Annotated in this window: 14 protein-coding genes and 1 pseudogene; all 15 read left to right on the top strand. The window is 31.3% G+C overall.

What is annotated here, in order from left to right; all coding sequences use genetic code 11:
- The 15 genes and pseudogenes from ACQY63_RS08035 (at position 1) to ACQY63_RS07965 (ending at position 16422) form a co-directional block, all read left to right on the top strand.
- Complete coding sequence (locus tag ACQY63_RS08035) at positions 1-1146, top strand: glycosyltransferase family 1 protein (protein WP_022166160.1); 1146 nt, start codon at positions 1-3, stop codon at positions 1144-1146.
- Positions 1121-2269, top strand: a complete 1149-nt coding sequence (locus tag ACQY63_RS08030) for a hypothetical protein (RefSeq protein WP_022166161.1) — start codon at positions 1121-1123, stop codon at positions 2267-2269. Before ACQY63_RS08035 ends, ACQY63_RS08030 begins: the two co-directional genes overlap by 26 nt.
- Positions 2250-3410, top strand: a complete 1161-nt coding sequence (locus ACQY63_RS08025; protein ID WP_022166162.1) for a glycosyltransferase family 2 protein — start codon at positions 2250-2252, stop codon at positions 3408-3410. Before ACQY63_RS08030 ends, ACQY63_RS08025 begins: the two co-directional genes overlap by 20 nt.
- Before the next feature lie 26 nt (positions 3411-3436).
- Positions 3437-4528, top strand: coding sequence for a glycosyltransferase family 4 protein (locus tag ACQY63_RS08020; RefSeq protein WP_022166163.1), 1092 nt, complete (start codon positions 3437-3439; stop codon positions 4526-4528).
- 15 nt (positions 4529-4543) lie between these two features.
- On the top strand, positions 4544-5554 hold the full coding sequence (locus tag ACQY63_RS08015) for a glycosyltransferase family 2 protein (protein ID WP_022166164.1): 1011 nt from the start codon (positions 4544-4546) through the stop codon (positions 5552-5554).
- The gene (locus ACQY63_RS08010; protein WP_022166165.1) at positions 5544-6569 is read left to right on the top strand and encodes an acyltransferase family protein; all 1026 of its coding nucleotides are present in this window, start codon (positions 5544-5546) and stop codon (positions 6567-6569) included. The genes ACQY63_RS08015 and ACQY63_RS08010 overlap by 11 nt, the downstream gene beginning before the upstream one ends.
- Before the next feature lie 89 nt (positions 6570-6658).
- Positions 6659-7090, top strand: a pseudogene (locus ACQY63_RS08005) (acyltransferase family protein); the annotation flags it as partial.
- Between the two features lie 8 nt (positions 7091-7098).
- Complete coding sequence (locus ACQY63_RS08000; RefSeq protein ID WP_428245023.1) at positions 7099-8295, top strand: glycosyltransferase family 4 protein; 1197 nt, start codon at positions 7099-7101, stop codon at positions 8293-8295.
- 9 nt (positions 8296-8304) lie between these two features.
- Entirely contained in the window at positions 8305-9276 is a 972-nt protein-coding gene (locus tag ACQY63_RS07995; protein ID WP_022166167.1) for a glycosyltransferase, read from the top strand.
- Between the two features lie 12 nt (positions 9277-9288).
- On the top strand, positions 9289-10482 hold the full coding sequence (locus tag ACQY63_RS07990) for a glycosyltransferase family 4 protein (RefSeq protein WP_022166168.1): 1194 nt from the start codon (positions 9289-9291) through the stop codon (positions 10480-10482).
- A gap of 40 nt (positions 10483-10522) precedes the next feature.
- On the top strand, positions 10523-11644 hold the full coding sequence (locus ACQY63_RS07985) for a glycosyltransferase (RefSeq protein WP_428245021.1): 1122 nt from the start codon (positions 10523-10525) through the stop codon (positions 11642-11644).
- Positions 11645-11860: 216 nt separating this feature from the next.
- Positions 11861-12997: a polysaccharide pyruvyl transferase family protein gene (locus ACQY63_RS07980; RefSeq protein WP_022166170.1), complete on the top strand. Its 1137-nt coding sequence runs from the start codon at positions 11861-11863 to the stop codon at positions 12995-12997.
- A 15-nt stretch (positions 12998-13012) separates the two neighbouring features.
- Entirely contained in the window at positions 13013-14539 is a 1527-nt protein-coding gene (locus ACQY63_RS07975; protein ID WP_022166171.1) for an oligosaccharide flippase family protein, read from the top strand.
- Positions 14540-14591: 52 nt separating this feature from the next.
- Positions 14592-15566, top strand: a complete 975-nt coding sequence (locus tag ACQY63_RS07970; protein WP_022166172.1) for a Coenzyme F420 hydrogenase/dehydrogenase, beta subunit C-terminal domain — start codon at positions 14592-14594, stop codon at positions 15564-15566.
- A gap of 22 nt (positions 15567-15588) precedes the next feature.
- Positions 15589-16422 (top strand): immunoglobulin-like domain-containing protein, encoded by an 834-nt coding sequence (locus ACQY63_RS07965; RefSeq protein WP_022166173.1) that lies wholly within the window; start codon positions 15589-15591, stop codon positions 16420-16422.

Raw genomic sequence — 16422 nt, 5'->3', positions numbered from 1 at the left:
ATGAAAGCAATTCATGTTCTTGTTTTGGATACGGTAATGGATCGTGGTGGTGCAGAAACCATGATTATGAATTACATGAGAAATATAAATAGAGACGTAGTGAAGTTTGATTTCCTTACAAACAGGGATTATCGGGCTGCTTACGAAGATGAAATTGAAAGCCTTGGTGGCAGGGTATACCATATGTGTCCTATGTATCCCAGCAAATTTCATCAGTATAAAAAAGAAGTTAAGGAGTTTTTACAGGAACATCCTGAATATAAAATTATACATAGCAATTTAGAAGAGAGAAGTTACCTACCGCTTAAAGTGGCGAAGAAAATGGGCGTGCCTGTTAGAATATCCCATTCACACAACAGACCGTTGGGCATTAATCCAAAACTTTTTGTGAGATATTATTTCAGATTCATGTTGAAATACTATAACACTCACATGTTTTCCTGCGGAGAGGAAGCAGGGGACTGGCTTTATGGCAAAAAGAATCGGGACAAAGTAATTATTATGAAAAATGCCATAGATGCTAATGGGTATAGATACAATGAAGCTGTTCAGGATGAAATGAGAAAACAGCTTGGACTTACAGATAAGAAGACAATTGGTCACGTGGGAAGATTTTTCCCACAGAAAAACCACGAATTTCTAATAGATATATTTGACGCCATTCACAAAAAAGAACCAGACGCAGTGTTAGTGCTGGTCGGTGGTGGCGAGACAGATGACATCCTAAAAAATCACATTAAAGAAAAGGTAGCCAAACTGGGGCTAACAGATTCAGTGAAATTTCTTGGCGTAAGGAACGATGTGGAAAAAGTAGTGCAGACATTTGATGTATTCCTTTTACCATCGTTGTTTGAAGGCTTGCCTGTAACAATGGTGGAAGCACAGGCAGCAGGTTTGCCTTGCGTAATATCAGACAGGGTGCCGGTGGAATGTGACATTACAGGTAATGTGACAGTGGTGCCACTGGACGAAACACCTGAAAAGTGGGCGGATGTTGTGATAGACAAAATAATCAATTTTGAGAAAAAAGATACTTACAGCCAAATTGTAGATGCCGGGTTTGATATTAAGGCACAGGCAGTATGGTTGGAAGAGTTTTATAGGAAAGCGTTGGAGGAGAATGGATTTAAGTTATCAGAGAATTAGACAAAAGAATAGAGATACAACATTGTTATTAATACCTTTGGTAGCAATACTTGCAAAATTCATTCACTTGTATATGCTTCCGGATAACTATTACTTTGACAGTTGGAGACTACTTACCATGCTTACAGGTGGCAAAGGAATGGCTGCCTGGGGTGGATATCAAAGCACAGTAGATTTTTATAAGGCAATAAATTTCTTTAATTGGACAACGTTGACACAGTGGAGCATAGGACTTGGAATAATTCTTACACCAATAGCCATGATTATAATTTCAAGAACTAAAGAAATGGAAATGAGAGAATGTATTTTCACGTTGATGGTTGTAGGATTACTTAATATATATGTGTTCAGTATTACTAAAGAGACAATTCAGATTTGTTTCTTCTTTTTAGTGTATTTGATTATTCAGTTGCCTCTTAAAAACACATTACTTAAGGTAATAGGTTGTGCGTTAGTGTTTTATTGGGAGAGTACATTCTATAGGTCTTACTACATAATTATGGCGGCAATGACAATATTTATGTATTTGATTTTTGTATGGCTTAAACAGAGAGAAAAAATTAGACGAAAACATGTAGTCATTATTGTACTAATGTGCTTTATGGCGGTGTTTGCGTTTTTCTATGCAAGTCAGTTTGTATCACATGATGATTACATAAGTGCATTAAATTCAAGAGATGGCACAACGGAAATGAATGAAGGCGCAAGTACAAGTATTGAGAATCCAATAAAAGTTAATGGTAACTTAGGAATCTTTATGTATGATTATGTAATTAATGCGGTGCGTATGATGGTGCCAATAGAATTGGCGTTTAAGGGAATATTTTACTTGCCCTTTGTAGTTTTTCAGTTTTTTATATTGTATTACTACTTTAAGGCGATTAAGAATATTAAAAGTTTGGATGACAACATGATTGTTGTGGTGGCGTGCTATAGTGCCTACTTCTTCGGGTCGGTTGTTTTTGAACCGGACTTCGGTTCGTGGGTAAGACATGAGGCTGCAACATTCCCAATATTACAGCTTTTGGCATACAAGAGTAATTCGTACAAAAACTTGGAAGAAAAATCAGAAGAAAAACCAAAGAAAAAAAGGGTGGTTATTTATGAAACAGAGGATGTATAACACTTTCTCAAGGATATTTAAAAATCATGTAATTGCAAAAGTGCTGTCGGAAGTGGGCTATGCATTATTGATGGCTTATTATATGGTGGCAAGGAATTTTGTAAAGAGCAGAAGTGCTATTGATGTGAATTCAGCCAGAAATAAATTACAAAAATCTAGCAGTAAGCCGGCAATGGAAACTAATGCTGTTAACAAAGAATATAGCAAAGATTTGTCGATTGTTGTACCAGCTTACAATTCTGAAAAAACTATAAAAGAATGTATAGAGTCAGTAATAAAACAGACTACGAAATATGATTATGAAGTTATAGTTGTTAATGATGGTTCAACAGATGAAACAGGAAAAATCGTGAAAGCTATTGGAGATGAAAGAATTATCTTAATTAATCAGTCAAACAAAGGTTTTTCCGGAGCAAGAAATAGGGGAATAGATGAGAGCAATGGAAAGTATATTATGTTTCTTGATTCAGACGACACTTTGGTTGGTGAATGTATTGAGAGCATGATGAACAAAATTGTGCAGGAAAAAGCTGATATTGTACAGGGAAGTTTTTACAGTTATGTTGAGGGACAGAATAATCGCAATTATTGTCGGCTTGAAAATAAAATCATTAATGAAAAAAACAAGATGATTGGAAATCCCGGGTATCCATGGGCAAAAATTTATAAGAGAGAAATGTTTAATGAATTGAGATTCCCATTAGATGTTTGGTTTGAAGATACAATTGTATGTCTGATTTTGTTTAGAATGTGTCAAAAAATGGTGGTGACCTCTAAGGTTGTATATGCATACCGATTGAATCCAAATGGAATCACCTTAAAAGCACGTCATAACAAGAAATGTGTGGATCACTATTGGGTAATGGAATATGTATTAGGAAAAGCAAAACAGTTAGGGTTACCAAATGATGAACTCCAATACACATTAGTTAAAGGGCATATGTCATCACTATTATATAGAAGATTGTCATTACAACCTGAAGAGGTTATTGAAAGTGCTTTTGTAATGGCATGTGATTTGTTAGGAAATATACGTCCTACAAATCATGTAGAATCAGGAAGATTAATTGAAAAAGACATTGAAAAAAGTCTAAAAACACGAAATTATAAATTATGGAAATTAGCTAGTTTTATAGTATAGAGGCAGATATAAAAAACGGAGATAAAATGAAAAAGATTTGTTTTTTTTCAGGAGACATTACAAGAAGTGGTGGAACTGAAAGAGTTGGAACAGTTATAGCAAATGAATTACATAAAAGAGGCCAGTTTGAAATAAGTATTGTTAGCTTATGGGAAGATAAGAAGAAAACATTCTTTCATTTAGAACAGGGCATAAAAAGAGATACATTGTTCTCAGACCATATCAGTGGAAAAAGAATATTAACTTATGTGAAGGCTGTTAAAAAATATGTAGAGAATAATCAAATAGATGTGTTGGTAGATATAGATGGAATACTTGATTTGTATTCAATACCAGCATTAAAGAAAACGAAGTGCAAGTTAGTGTCATGGGAGCAGTTTAACTACTATGTTAATCCTTATGTAAGCTACAGAAAACTAACAAGAAAAATGGCAGCAAAAAAAGCAGATGCCATTGTAGTTCTTACAGATGAAGATAAACATTTTTATGAAAAAGAGACTGACGTGAAAACAAAATTAGTGAGAATTCATAATCCGATGCCTGGTAATGTTAATACTACAAGTTACAATATGGATAGTAAAACAATAATTAGTGTTGGCAGATATACAGAACAAAAAGGGTTTGACATGCTAATAGATGTTGCAAATCAAGTGTTCAGTAAACATTCTGATTGGAAATGGCTTGTTATTGGTGATGGTGAAGATAAATATGATTTGCAACAGAAAATAGAAAAATATAAGTTGCAAAAAAATATTATTTTGAAAGAACACGTGGATGACATAAATGAATACTATAGGAAAGCTGCAATGTATGTTCTAACATCACGCTATGAAGGTTTTGGACTTGTTCTTACTGAAGCTAAGACGCAGGGATTACCATGTATTAGTTTTAATTGCCCTGCAGGTCCAAAGGAGATAATTGCAGATGGAATCAATGGTTATCTGGTAGATTGTTTTGACATAGAACAAATGGCAGGAAAGATTAATGAACTTATAGAAAATGAAAGCAAGAGAAAGTTATTTTCTGAGAATGCGTTGGTTGGAACAGAGAAGTTTAACATAGAAGAGATTGTTGAACAGTGGAGTGAACTGTTTACACAATTGTTGACAAATGATTAGATTAGTGGAGAAAAAATGGAAAAGGTTTCGGTTATATTACCCATATATAATGTTGAAAAATATTTGAAAAATTGCATAGAGTCAGTTAGAAATCAAACTTATGAAAATCTTGAAATCATATTAGTTGATGATGGTTCAACAGATAATAGTGGAAAAATATGCGACGAAATCGCAAAGTCAGATGAAAGAGTTATGGTTATTCATAAGCAAAATGGAGGACTTGCAGCAGCGCGAAATACAGGATATCAGGAATCAACAGGAACATATCTCATGTATGTAGATAGCGACGATATTGTGAAGAAAGATGTTGTAAAGAAATGTGTTGAAGCAATTGAAAAAGAGAACTCAGACGTTGTGATTTTTGGATACGAAAAAGTAGACGAAACAGGAAATATTATCGAAACATTTAAATGGGAAAATGCGACGTACACTAATGAACAAATGCTTAGAAAACTGTATGATTCGATTCAGGAAATGTCTTTTGGTTATGCATGGAATAAACTTTATCGTAAATCAGTAATAGATGAGTCAAAGATTCTTGGAGACGCAAAAGTAATTGATAGAGAAGATTTAATTTATAACTTGGAACTTCTTAATTATTGGGAAAAAATTACTTACATAGATTACGTTGGATATGAATATTTGCAACGAAGTACAAGCTTACTTCATAATTCTAATCTGGCAAGATTAAATGGAATTGAATATTTCGTAGAAAAAATATTTGATACAGAAATAAAAAATAATGAAGTAAAAAAGAAAGTTTTTAATATGGTTGTACTTCATTATATGGCAGATGCAATTACAAAAAATATTATTTGGAATAATGATTTGTCAGGAAGAGAAAAGAAAAAGCTGATTAGGAAGACAATGGAAAGATGCAGTCATCAGGAAGAATTATATTTAGATAAAGATAATCCAAGATATTTGCAGCAGATGTATAAAAGTATTAGGAGTGGAAGAAGCGGGTACTTTTATTGGTATGTGAAGTTGGGGGATTGGAAGAGAAAGGGAACAGATGGAAAATAAATATAAGTTTACAAAAGAACATACACAGGTTGCAAAAGGTGTAGCATTATTGTTGATGTTATTTGATCATTTATATTGGATGGATTATGGAAAATATACTGCATTTATAAAATTACCAAATGTAAATGATATTCCTTGGTTAATTGGCTCAGTAGGAAAAATATGTGTAGCAATGTTTTTATTTTTGTCCGGTTATGGAATGTTTTTTTCTCAACAAGGGAGAAGTTATTCAATAAAGGATTCATTAAAAAGAATATATAATATATGGATTCAATATGCTTTTATAACAATTATAATTATTGCACTTGACTTAACTTTGGGCAAAATACAGTTAGATATTAGAAAAGTAATATTAAATATTTTTGCATTAGATTATTCATATAATAAATTTGCGTGGTTTATGATTACATATATTGTAATTATTTTTGTATTTCCTTTAATAAACAAAATATATAGCAAGACAAACGGGATTGTGCAAATAGGAATATTAGTAGGAATCAAAGGTGGAATAACTGTTATAAATACAGTGTTACAAAGTAAATGGGTAGTTCCAGAAATTATATATAAGACGTTTATTGAACCATTTATGTTTTTGCCTGTATTTTTAATTGGCTATGTATGTGCTGAATACAAGGTGTTTGAAAGAATATTAATTTTTATTCAGGATAAGATTACTAAAAAATACAAACTAGGATTAGGAATAATATTAATTGGAATATGCATATTTATGCTACAAATTCAGGCTACGGTATTTGATAATATAACAGCACCATTATTGTGCTTTACAATACCATACATATTGATAAATGGAAAGGTAGCAAAGATTTTGCAATATATAGGAAAGATGTCAACTAATATGTGGTTAATACATTATCCGATTATGGTGACTTTGGCAAATGCGTTAGTGTATGCGCCTAGATATTGGTTATTGATATTAGTATGGTTAGTGGTAATTATGATTCCGATTTGTTATTTGATAGATTGGGTTTGTAAATATGTAAAAATAAAAAGGTAATGGTTTTGTGCTTAATTTGGCTGTTGATTGCATATGATGTTTGGCGACAGACTGAAAATGGATTTATAGGATAATCTTTACCATTTGTATTAGGAATTATTTTTGCTTTTAGTGATTTGAAGTGGGTAGAAGAAAAGTTAAATGATTTAAAAAAATATATCTTAATAATTATTAGCTTTACGATAGTGTTTTCTTTTACCTTTTTTACTTGGAGTATTTTAAAATGGCACATTGATTTTCCAGTATATTTTATATCAACAATAGGAATAGTTTGTCAAAATATATTTGTAATTTTAGTAGTATTGTTGGCAATGAAATTTATTAGTAATAGCATCATTGGAAAATATATTGGAAAGGTGTCTTATGAAATATTTTTGCTACATCAAATTGCTATAGATATATTTAAGAATCTTTCTCAAAACATAACAGTAGTAATAATATGCTCAATAGGATTGGTAATCTTGTTGGGCAGTGCATTTCATTGGATAATGGAAAAGTTAATAAAAAGAGTAAATAGGTGATAATGTATATGAAACGTATGGCAGTGATTTCAGCAGGCTTTGTACCTGTTCCAGCGGTAGATGGTGGAGCAGGCGAAGTGCTTACGACGGAGCTGATAAATGGTAATGAAATAGCTGGAGATTTTTTTATGGATATATATACAATAGAATCTCCAAAGCTTAACAAAATTAAATACAAGAATGCAGAAATAATTCAAGTACATATTAATCCAATTAGGTGGTTTTGGTGTAAAGCAAGAAATGCTTTTTTGAAGTTGTTTAAGTTTAAGTATCGTTTTATACCATATAACCAGGAATTGATACATAAATACTTTCGGGATAATTATGACATTATTTTGGTAGAGAACAATATGCAGGTGTTTGAAGATATATATAATCATGCGAAACATGGGAAAAATCACATGATTTATCATATGCATAATGACATAGATGGAACTACAAAACCTGAATACCTATGTAGATTTATTGCAGATAAGGCAGAGAAAATACTGACTGTAAGTGATTATTTAAAAAAGCATTTTAATCAGGTTGCACCAAATGACAAAACAGAAGTTTTTTATAATTGTGTGGATTTAGCAGTTTTTAATCCAGACAAACTTAAGAAAACAGCGGAGTTGAAGGAAAAATATAAAATCAATAATAATGATTTCGTGTACATGTATACAGGAAGAGTTTGTCCCGAAAAAGGAGTGTTGGAATTAATTAGAGCTTTTAAAAAGGTGTTAGCTAAGGCACCAAATGCTAAGTTAATGGTTGTAGGTAGCAGATGGTATAATCAAATTGATAAAGATGAATATTTTAATTCTTTAATTGAAGAATCAGAAGAAATTAAAGATAAAATTATCTTTACAGGTTATATATATCCAGAGGATATGCCGGAAATATATGGTTTGGCTGACGTTTTAGTAATACCTACACTGTGTCAGGAAGCTTTTGGTATGGTGGCTCTTGAAGGGATGGTAATGAAGATTCCAATTGTTGCGACGTATTCGGGAGGAATGACGGAAGTTTTGGAGGGTGTAGCATATCTTGTGAAAAAAGATGAGTTGCTAGTGGAGAATCTTTCAAATGGGATGGTGGAATATTACAAAAATGTAGATCAGAGAAATAAGATAACAGAGAAAGCATATAGGAAAGTGACAGCAACTAGAGAGTTTAATAAAAATAATTATTATTCAGAGTTTATTCAGAAAATAAAAATATAGGTAATGAAAATGAAAGTAAGCATAATAGTACCTGTTTACAATGCAGAAAAGTATTTAGATAGGTGTGTTGAAAGTATAATAAAACAAACTGAAGAAGATATTGAAATTCTTTTAATAGACGACGATTCTACAGATTCATCAGGCAGAATGTGTGAAGAATGGGCAAAAAAAGATTCTAGAATACGAGTGTTTCACATAGAAAATATTGGTGTATCTAATGCTAGAAATCAGGGAATCAAAAATTCTAACAGTCCATATATCATGTTTGTAGATAGTGATGATTGGATTAAAAAAGATATGGTGGAATGTCTGCTGAAAAACATTGAAGAATCCAAGTCACAAGCTGTGTTCTGTAATTATATAACTGTAAGAGATGGAGAAGAGACTCCATGCGAAGGTATATTAGAATACAAAGTATATCAGAGTGATGAAGTAGCTAAGATAATCAGTAATATGTTTGGAGGAGGTAGATATTATTCATCAATATGGCGTGGTATTTATAAAAGAGAAATAATAGAAAACAGGAACATTTGTTTTCAAAATCTACAGTTTGCTGAGGATTTGGTTTTCAATTTAGAATATTTGCTGAATTGTAGCAGAGTTAAAATAATAAAAGATGAATTGTATTATTACAGAGTAAATGGTACATCAGCATTACAGTCATTAAAAAATAATGTAGATGAGATTCAGAAGGTACCGTATGAGATTTATTCCTTAATAACAAAGTATAATTGTTTAGAAAAATATAGTGCGGAGATGCTTAGCGAGTTGTCTTTGACGGTTAAGAGACTATTTGACATTAATAATAAGTATTCTAACTTTAAAGTAAATGCAGCAAATTTTAGAAAATGGAATTTTAAAGAAATAGAGAAATATTCAAATAACGACAGAATATCTAAAATGTATTTTCAAAGAAAATGGATAAAGTTGTATGTTTATTTGTGGATTGAGAAAATTAAAAATCATATACATAGAGAATAGTTGGAGAAACAGATGAAGATAGCAATGATTACTCCTGGGTATTTGCCTGTTCCGGCCGTAAAAGGTGGAGCTGTTGAGGTCTTAATAGAAGAATTACTAAAGGGAAATGAAATAGAAAATAAATGCACGATAGATTGTTACACAATTGATGATGAAAATATCCAAAAAAGAGGCTATAGAAATACAAATATTAAAGTAGTAAATATAAAAACATTTACAAGGATAAAAAATAAAATAGTTAATAGTCTGTATGCTTTATTTAAAATAAAAAAATGGAGAACTTCCTTTTCCAGAGAACTTATTAAGTTACTAAAAAAGGAAAGCTATGATTATATAGTAATACATAATAATACTATGGCGTACAGGGACATCTATGAAAAAACAGCCAATAAAAATAATTTGATTTACGTTTTACACAATAACATTGGTGATGACCCAAATCATATAATCATCGCAAAATTAATTGGAAAAACAGCAAGAAAAGTATTAGCAGTTAGTAATTATACAAAGAATGATTTTATAAAAATAACAGGATCAAAAAATGTAGATGTATTATATAATTGTATAGATTTTAAAAGATATTTGGTTAAGATATCCCATAAGGAAAAACAATATATGAGAGCGGAATATGGAATTAGTAGTAAGGACTTTGTTTTCATATATAGCGGAAGAATAGATATTTATAAAGGAGTCTTGGAATTAGTAAAAGCTTTTAAGAAAATAAATAGAGAAGATGTAAAATTGTTAGTTGTTGGAAAATCGTGGTTCGGCGATGAAAATGTTAAGGATGAATATACTTGCAAAGTACAGAAAGAAGCAGAAAAGGTTAAAGAAAAAATTATATTTACTGGTTTTGTTGATCCTGAGCGAATGCCTTTAATGTATCAAATGGCAGATTGTTTAGTGGTGCCTTCTATTTGGGAAGAACCATTTGGAGTGGTTGCTTTGGAAGGAATGGCATCAGGACTTCCTTTGATTGTTACTAATTCTGGAGGCTTGCCCGAAATTGTTAATGACAAATGTGCAGTTATTGTTAATAAAGAAAAAGATATTGTCAATAACTTAACAGACGAGATGAACAAAATGATGATAAATGAGGCAAAAGCTAAGAAAATGGGAGAATGTGCAAGAGAAACTGTACAGAGTAATCTAGAGTATGATTCCAGAAATTATTTTGGATTGTTTTTAAAAAAAACAATAGGTTAAAATTCGAAGATTCTTATTGTTTTATGAGGTGACAGATTCTATGAAAAGAAAGAAAATACTTTTTTATTGTGATTCTATGAATAATGGGGGAACAGAAAAAGCTACACTAGATTTGGTAAACAATTTGTCTAGTGATAAATATGACATAACGGTTATACAATTGGAGCCAGACGGTAGATATCAAAAAGAATTAGGCAAACATATACACAATAAGCAAATTTTGCCGGTTGGGCCTGAAGATAATTTTAAATATTATTGGAGATTGAGAAGATTATATGAGTCAATACCTTTGAAAGTGTTACATAAATTAGTAATAGGTGACAAATATGATATAGAGATAGGCTGTGGGTATAGTTTTCCAACAAAAATAATACAAAAGTCAAAGACGGCAAGAAGAATTTCATGGATACATATGGATGTGGAATTAGACAAAAATTATGTACCAAGTCTTACAAGAGAAGAAGGACAGGCATATTTTAAGGATGTAGATGAGTTTGTATGTGTGTCAAAAGATTGTGCAAAAAAATTTAATAACAAGTTTGGATTTAACGAAAAAACAAAGGTTTGTTATAATATTGTGCCTGTTAAAGAAATAGAAAATAAGGCAAAAGAAAAACCGGAAGTTTATTTAAATAAGGACAAATTTAATATCGTAAGCATAGGCAGATTAACGAATCAGAAAGGCTTTGATATTTTAATTGATGCTGTAGAGCCAATAGTAAAAGAAAATAAAAATTGTGAGTTATATATAATCGGAATGGGGGAAGATTATGAAGCGCTATCAAATCGAATTGAAAAGTTAGGATTAAAAGATAATGTACATTTACTTGGGTATGTTAAGAATCCATATTCGATATTGGCTCAAGCGGATGTTTACGTATGTTCATCAAGACATGAATCTTTTAGTTTAACAGTGGCAGAAAGTTTAATATTAGGTATACCGGTTATTTCCACAAGATGTACGGGACCTATAGAATTACTTGAAAACGGAAAGTACGGTATGCTAATTGGACACGAAAGTTCAGACATTCAAAATGCTGTTGTAGAATTAATAAATGATAAAGAAAAATTAGAACAATATAGAAAGATGGCTTCGCTAAGGAAAAGTTTCTTTGAAGTCGAGAAAAATATAAAAGAATGGGAGACAGTTTTGGATAGGTAAATTTGTTTGCAAATAAAACAATAAGTGAAATAGGAGTATATGTTGATTTTTTTTATGAATAATTGCGAAAATAATACTGTGGAAGCAAAGAAGGAACATAAAAAGCAAGTAAATTAATATGGAGAGTATGGGATTATGTAGAGTTGCCACTAAAAGAGAAGAGAGTTACTTTACATAACAAGGAGTGTTAGTTTAGAGAATGGATGGAAAATTAAAATGAAGGATGTAGAAGTGATGAAGAAAATTGGGATAATTACGTCAATAAGCAAAGGAAATTATGGAAATAAATTACAAAATTACGCATTATTAAAAACACTGAAAGATTTAGGTTGTGAGGTTGAAACTGTAAACAGAAAAAAGGAAGACAAAGTTAAATTAATATTTTATAAGTTAAAAACATTAATTAGGGACATATTAAAAATAAATTATAGATCAGGAATTTGTAGAAGAGAAAATATTTTTAGAAAATTTGACAAGAAATATTTAAATATAAGTAGGTATTGGACACATGAAAATCATTATAAAAGTGGGATCAATGAGGAATTCGATTATTTTGTATGCGGAAGTGATCAGATATGGAATCCGATGTATGATACATGTTTAGCTGATATGGAAGGAGCAACAGCATATTTTGCACCATCTGAAAAAAGAATTGCTTACGCTGCTAGTTTTGGGGTTGGCGAATTACCAAAGAAATATATGAACATGTTTAAAGAACTTTTAAAAGATATGAAAAAAATATCTGTAAGAGAAGAATCTGGGGCAAGAATTATAAGGGACATACTTAATGTTAATGTTTCGGTAGTGCTAGATCCAACATTGCTTTTAAGTAAAGAAGAGTGGTGCGATTTTCAAAATAAACCTAATGTTGAATTACCAGAGAAATATATAGCAACTTATTTTATAGGAAATAAGAGTGAGGAAGTTAAAAGTTATATAGATAGTTTATCAAAAAGATATAATTATCCAATTGTAGATATATATAGTGAATGGTTGTGGGATAAGGATATTGATAATTTAAAATATTTTTCGTTTGATCCAACAGAATTTGTATATGTAATATCTCATTGTCAAATCTTTTTTACAGATTCATTCCACGGAAGTGTATTTGCAACAATTTTTGACAAACCTTTTAGAGTTTTTGAAAGAAATGATGATGTTCCAGATATGTGGTCGAGATTGGAAAACTTAATTAAGATTATTGGAAATAATAGCGTTATCGGACAGATTGATGAAAATTTAGACAATATAATAGGGGAAAAAATAAAATATAATAAAGAAAATATAGATATGTTAAAGGATAAATCAATTAGATATTTAAAGCAATCTTTAAATTTTGAGACAGAGTTATAAATTTGAGGAAAGAAAATGAAAATCGAAAGAACAAAAAACGCAACAAGAAACATAATATACGGAGTGTTCCTAAAAATTTATCAATTATTAGGACCGTTCATTCTAAGAACTATATTTATATACACATTAGGCATGGAGTATTTAGGCTTAAACAGCTTATTTACTTCCATTTTAAGTGTGCTTAATTTAGCAGAATTAGGAGTTGGTTCAGCTCTTGTATTTAGCATGTACAAGCCGATTGCTGAAGATGATACAGAGAAAATTTGTGCATTAATGAATCTGTACAAGTTATATTATCGAATCATTGGTGCTGTAATCTTAGTAATAGGACTTATATTAGTACCGTTCATTCCTAAATTAATTTCGGGAAGTGTGCCTGAAGATATAAATATTTATGTTTTATATTTAATGAATTTAGGAGCAACAGTTTTATCTTACTGGTTGTTTGCATATAAAACATGTTTATTTGGTGCACATCAGAGAAATGATGTAACTGCCAAAGTAACTATGATTTCATCTACTTTGCAGTATATAATACAGGCGGTGCTATTAATAATTGTGGCTAACTACTATTTGTATCTGGCAATTACGCTTGTAACAGGTGTGTTTAATAACTTATATGCAGCATGGAAATGCAATAAAATGTTCCCTAATTACAATGCAAGAGGTCATTTGGATAAGTCAGAAGTGAAAGTAATTAGTGGAAAAGTCAGAGATTTATTTACCGCAAAACTTGGTTCAGTTGTAATTGATTCAGCAGATACAATTGTCATTTCAACCTTTTTAGGATTAACAACTCTTGCAATATATAATAATTATTTTTATATAATGTCATCCATATATGGATTTATAATGATTATTTTCAATGCCTGTATGGCGGGTGTAGGAAATAGTCTTATAGTTGAAAGTGAAGATAAGAACTACAATGATTTAAAGAAATTTTTATACATAGTTTGTTGGATAGCATCAGTTTGCACATGTTGCCTGCTTGGATTGTATCAACCATTTATGAAAATGTGGGTGGGCGAGAAGTCTATGTTAAGTTTTAATTTGGTTATTTGCATTTGCATATATTTCTTTGTGAGAAATATAAATACGCTTATTAATATGTACAAGGATGCAGCAGGAATGTGGCATGAGGATAAGTGGCGACCACTGGTAGTTTCTTTGGCTAACCTTGGCTTAAATCTAATATTAGTTCATTATATAGGCTTGTTTGGAATTTTGCTTTCCACAATTTTAACAATGGCATTTATTGGTATGCCTTGGTTAATATATAACCTGTTTACTGTTATTTTTAAAAGAAATGCAGTTGAATTTATTTTGAAGATGCTTTTCTACACAGGTTTGGTTTGCGTTATGTGTGTAATTACTTATGCTATTTGCGTAAATATAACCTTAACCGGTGTAATAGGATTCCTTGTTAAAGGAATAGTTATATTTGGCATTGCAAATGTAATATTCTTAGGAGCAACCTTCTTGATGCCTGAGTTTGGTCAAACAAAGGAATTAGTTTTGAAAATTATAAAGAGAAATTTCTAGAGTTAAAAATCATCACTCAATGCAAAAGAAGTAATAGATGTAAGGAAAAAACATGATTAACAAAAGTACAATTAAAGCCTATGCCTGTATTAATAAAAACACATCAATAAGACAGAAGAGTTCCTCCGGTGGATGTTATTTCGCTCTTGCAAAAGATTTTATTGAACAAGGTGGAATGGTGTACAGTGCAAGGTTCAATGATGGGTTTAGCGTGGAGCATGCAAAATGCTCCAGTGTAAATGAGCTTGCACAGTTTATGGGAAGTAAATATGCACCAAGCAGATTAGGAAATACTTTTAAAGAGATTAAGGAAGGTCTTGAAAAAGGAAAAAAGGTAATGTTTGTTGGCACTCCCTGCCAAAATGCAGGCTTAAGTTCCTTCTTAAAGAAGGATTATCCAACCCTTTTAAAGGTTGATTTTATATGCCATGGAATGCCTGATGAAAAAGTGTGGGACAGGTATTCGGATTACTTAAAAGAAAAAGGTGAAATAAAAAATATTTATTTTAGAAATAAAGATAAAGGTTGGTATGATTATAATTTTAAGGTAGAATATGTAGATGGAACCGTCTTTGAGGAAAATCATAGCGACAATATTTACATGCGTGGCTTTTTAGCAGATTTGTTTTTGAAAAAAGCCTGCTATGAATGTAAGAATCGTGGCTTTAATAGAGTAAGCGATATTACCTTAGCTGATTATTGGGGAATAGATGATGCCATACCTGAAATGTTTGATAACCAGGGAACTTCGGCAGTTTTTGTGAATACCTTAAAAGGCGAGAAAATATTTAATAAAATTAGTGAACAGTTTAGTATTAGACAGGTTAATCTAGAAGAAATAACAAAATATAATCCTTCATATTTTTATAATGCTAACATGCATAGAAACTATAATCAATTTATGGAAAAGTTGGATAATTGTAAGGATGTAATAAAGCTAATTGAAAACTGTTTAAAAGATAAATTTATTGTAAGGGCATTAAGAAAAGTTAAGAGAACAATCAAAAATCTCTTCCATATTTCATAGCCCCCCACCCAAAGGAGAAATCATGAAGTACGTTAAATATATAATAATTGTTATTTTTTTAGCAGCAACAATTACATATGTAATCAACTGGGCGTATACCAAATCTCACACCAATGAGAGCGCACCAGTTATATCTGTAGATAATGCAGGTCAGGTTAAAAAAGTATCGGTCAAGGACAAGGATGCTTTATTAAAAGGTGTTGTTGCAAAGGATAGCAAAGATGGTGATATTACATCAAGACTTGTTGTGGAGTCGATATCCAAATTTGTGGATAAGAAAAATCATATTTGTAATATTACATATGCAGTTGCCAATTCAAGAGGTGTAGTAACCAAGGCAACGAGAAAAATTCAGTTTACAGATTATAAGAAACCAAGATTCGTTTTGTCGCAGTCCTTGTGCTTTGACACAGGTACAGATGCTGATGTTAAGTCGGTTATTGGAGCAACTGATGTGTTCGACGGCGACATTAGCAGAAAAGTAAAGATTTTGTCAAAGGATATTTCGACAAATATTTCAGGTGATAATACTATTACGGCTCAGGTAACTAACAGTCTGGGCGATACAGTGAAATTAAAAGCGGTTGTAGTTATTAAGCAGGATAATAATTTAAGCCCTGTAATTAAGTTGTCGCAAAACATTGTTTACACAAATGTTGGAGAGTCTTTTAATCCAAAGAAATATATTCAAAGCGTAGAGGATAATAGTGGAAAAGCGATTTCCAAAAACAATGTGCGTGTAACAAGTTCGTCTGTAAAAACAAAAAAAGCAGGTTGCTATTTAGTTGAGTATTCTGTAAAAGATTTAAGTGGAAATGAAGGAACAGCCTATTTGACAGTTATGGTTGAAGAGTAG

Origin of the sequence: Eubacterium sp. Marseille-QA0814 (genome assembly GCF_965119675.1) — a bacterium.
Lineage (GTDB): Bacteria > Bacillota > Clostridia > Lachnospirales > Lachnospiraceae > Eubacterium_G.
The sequence above is the reverse complement of the archived record's forward strand: the minus strand, read 5'-3'. Positions and strand labels throughout refer to the sequence as shown.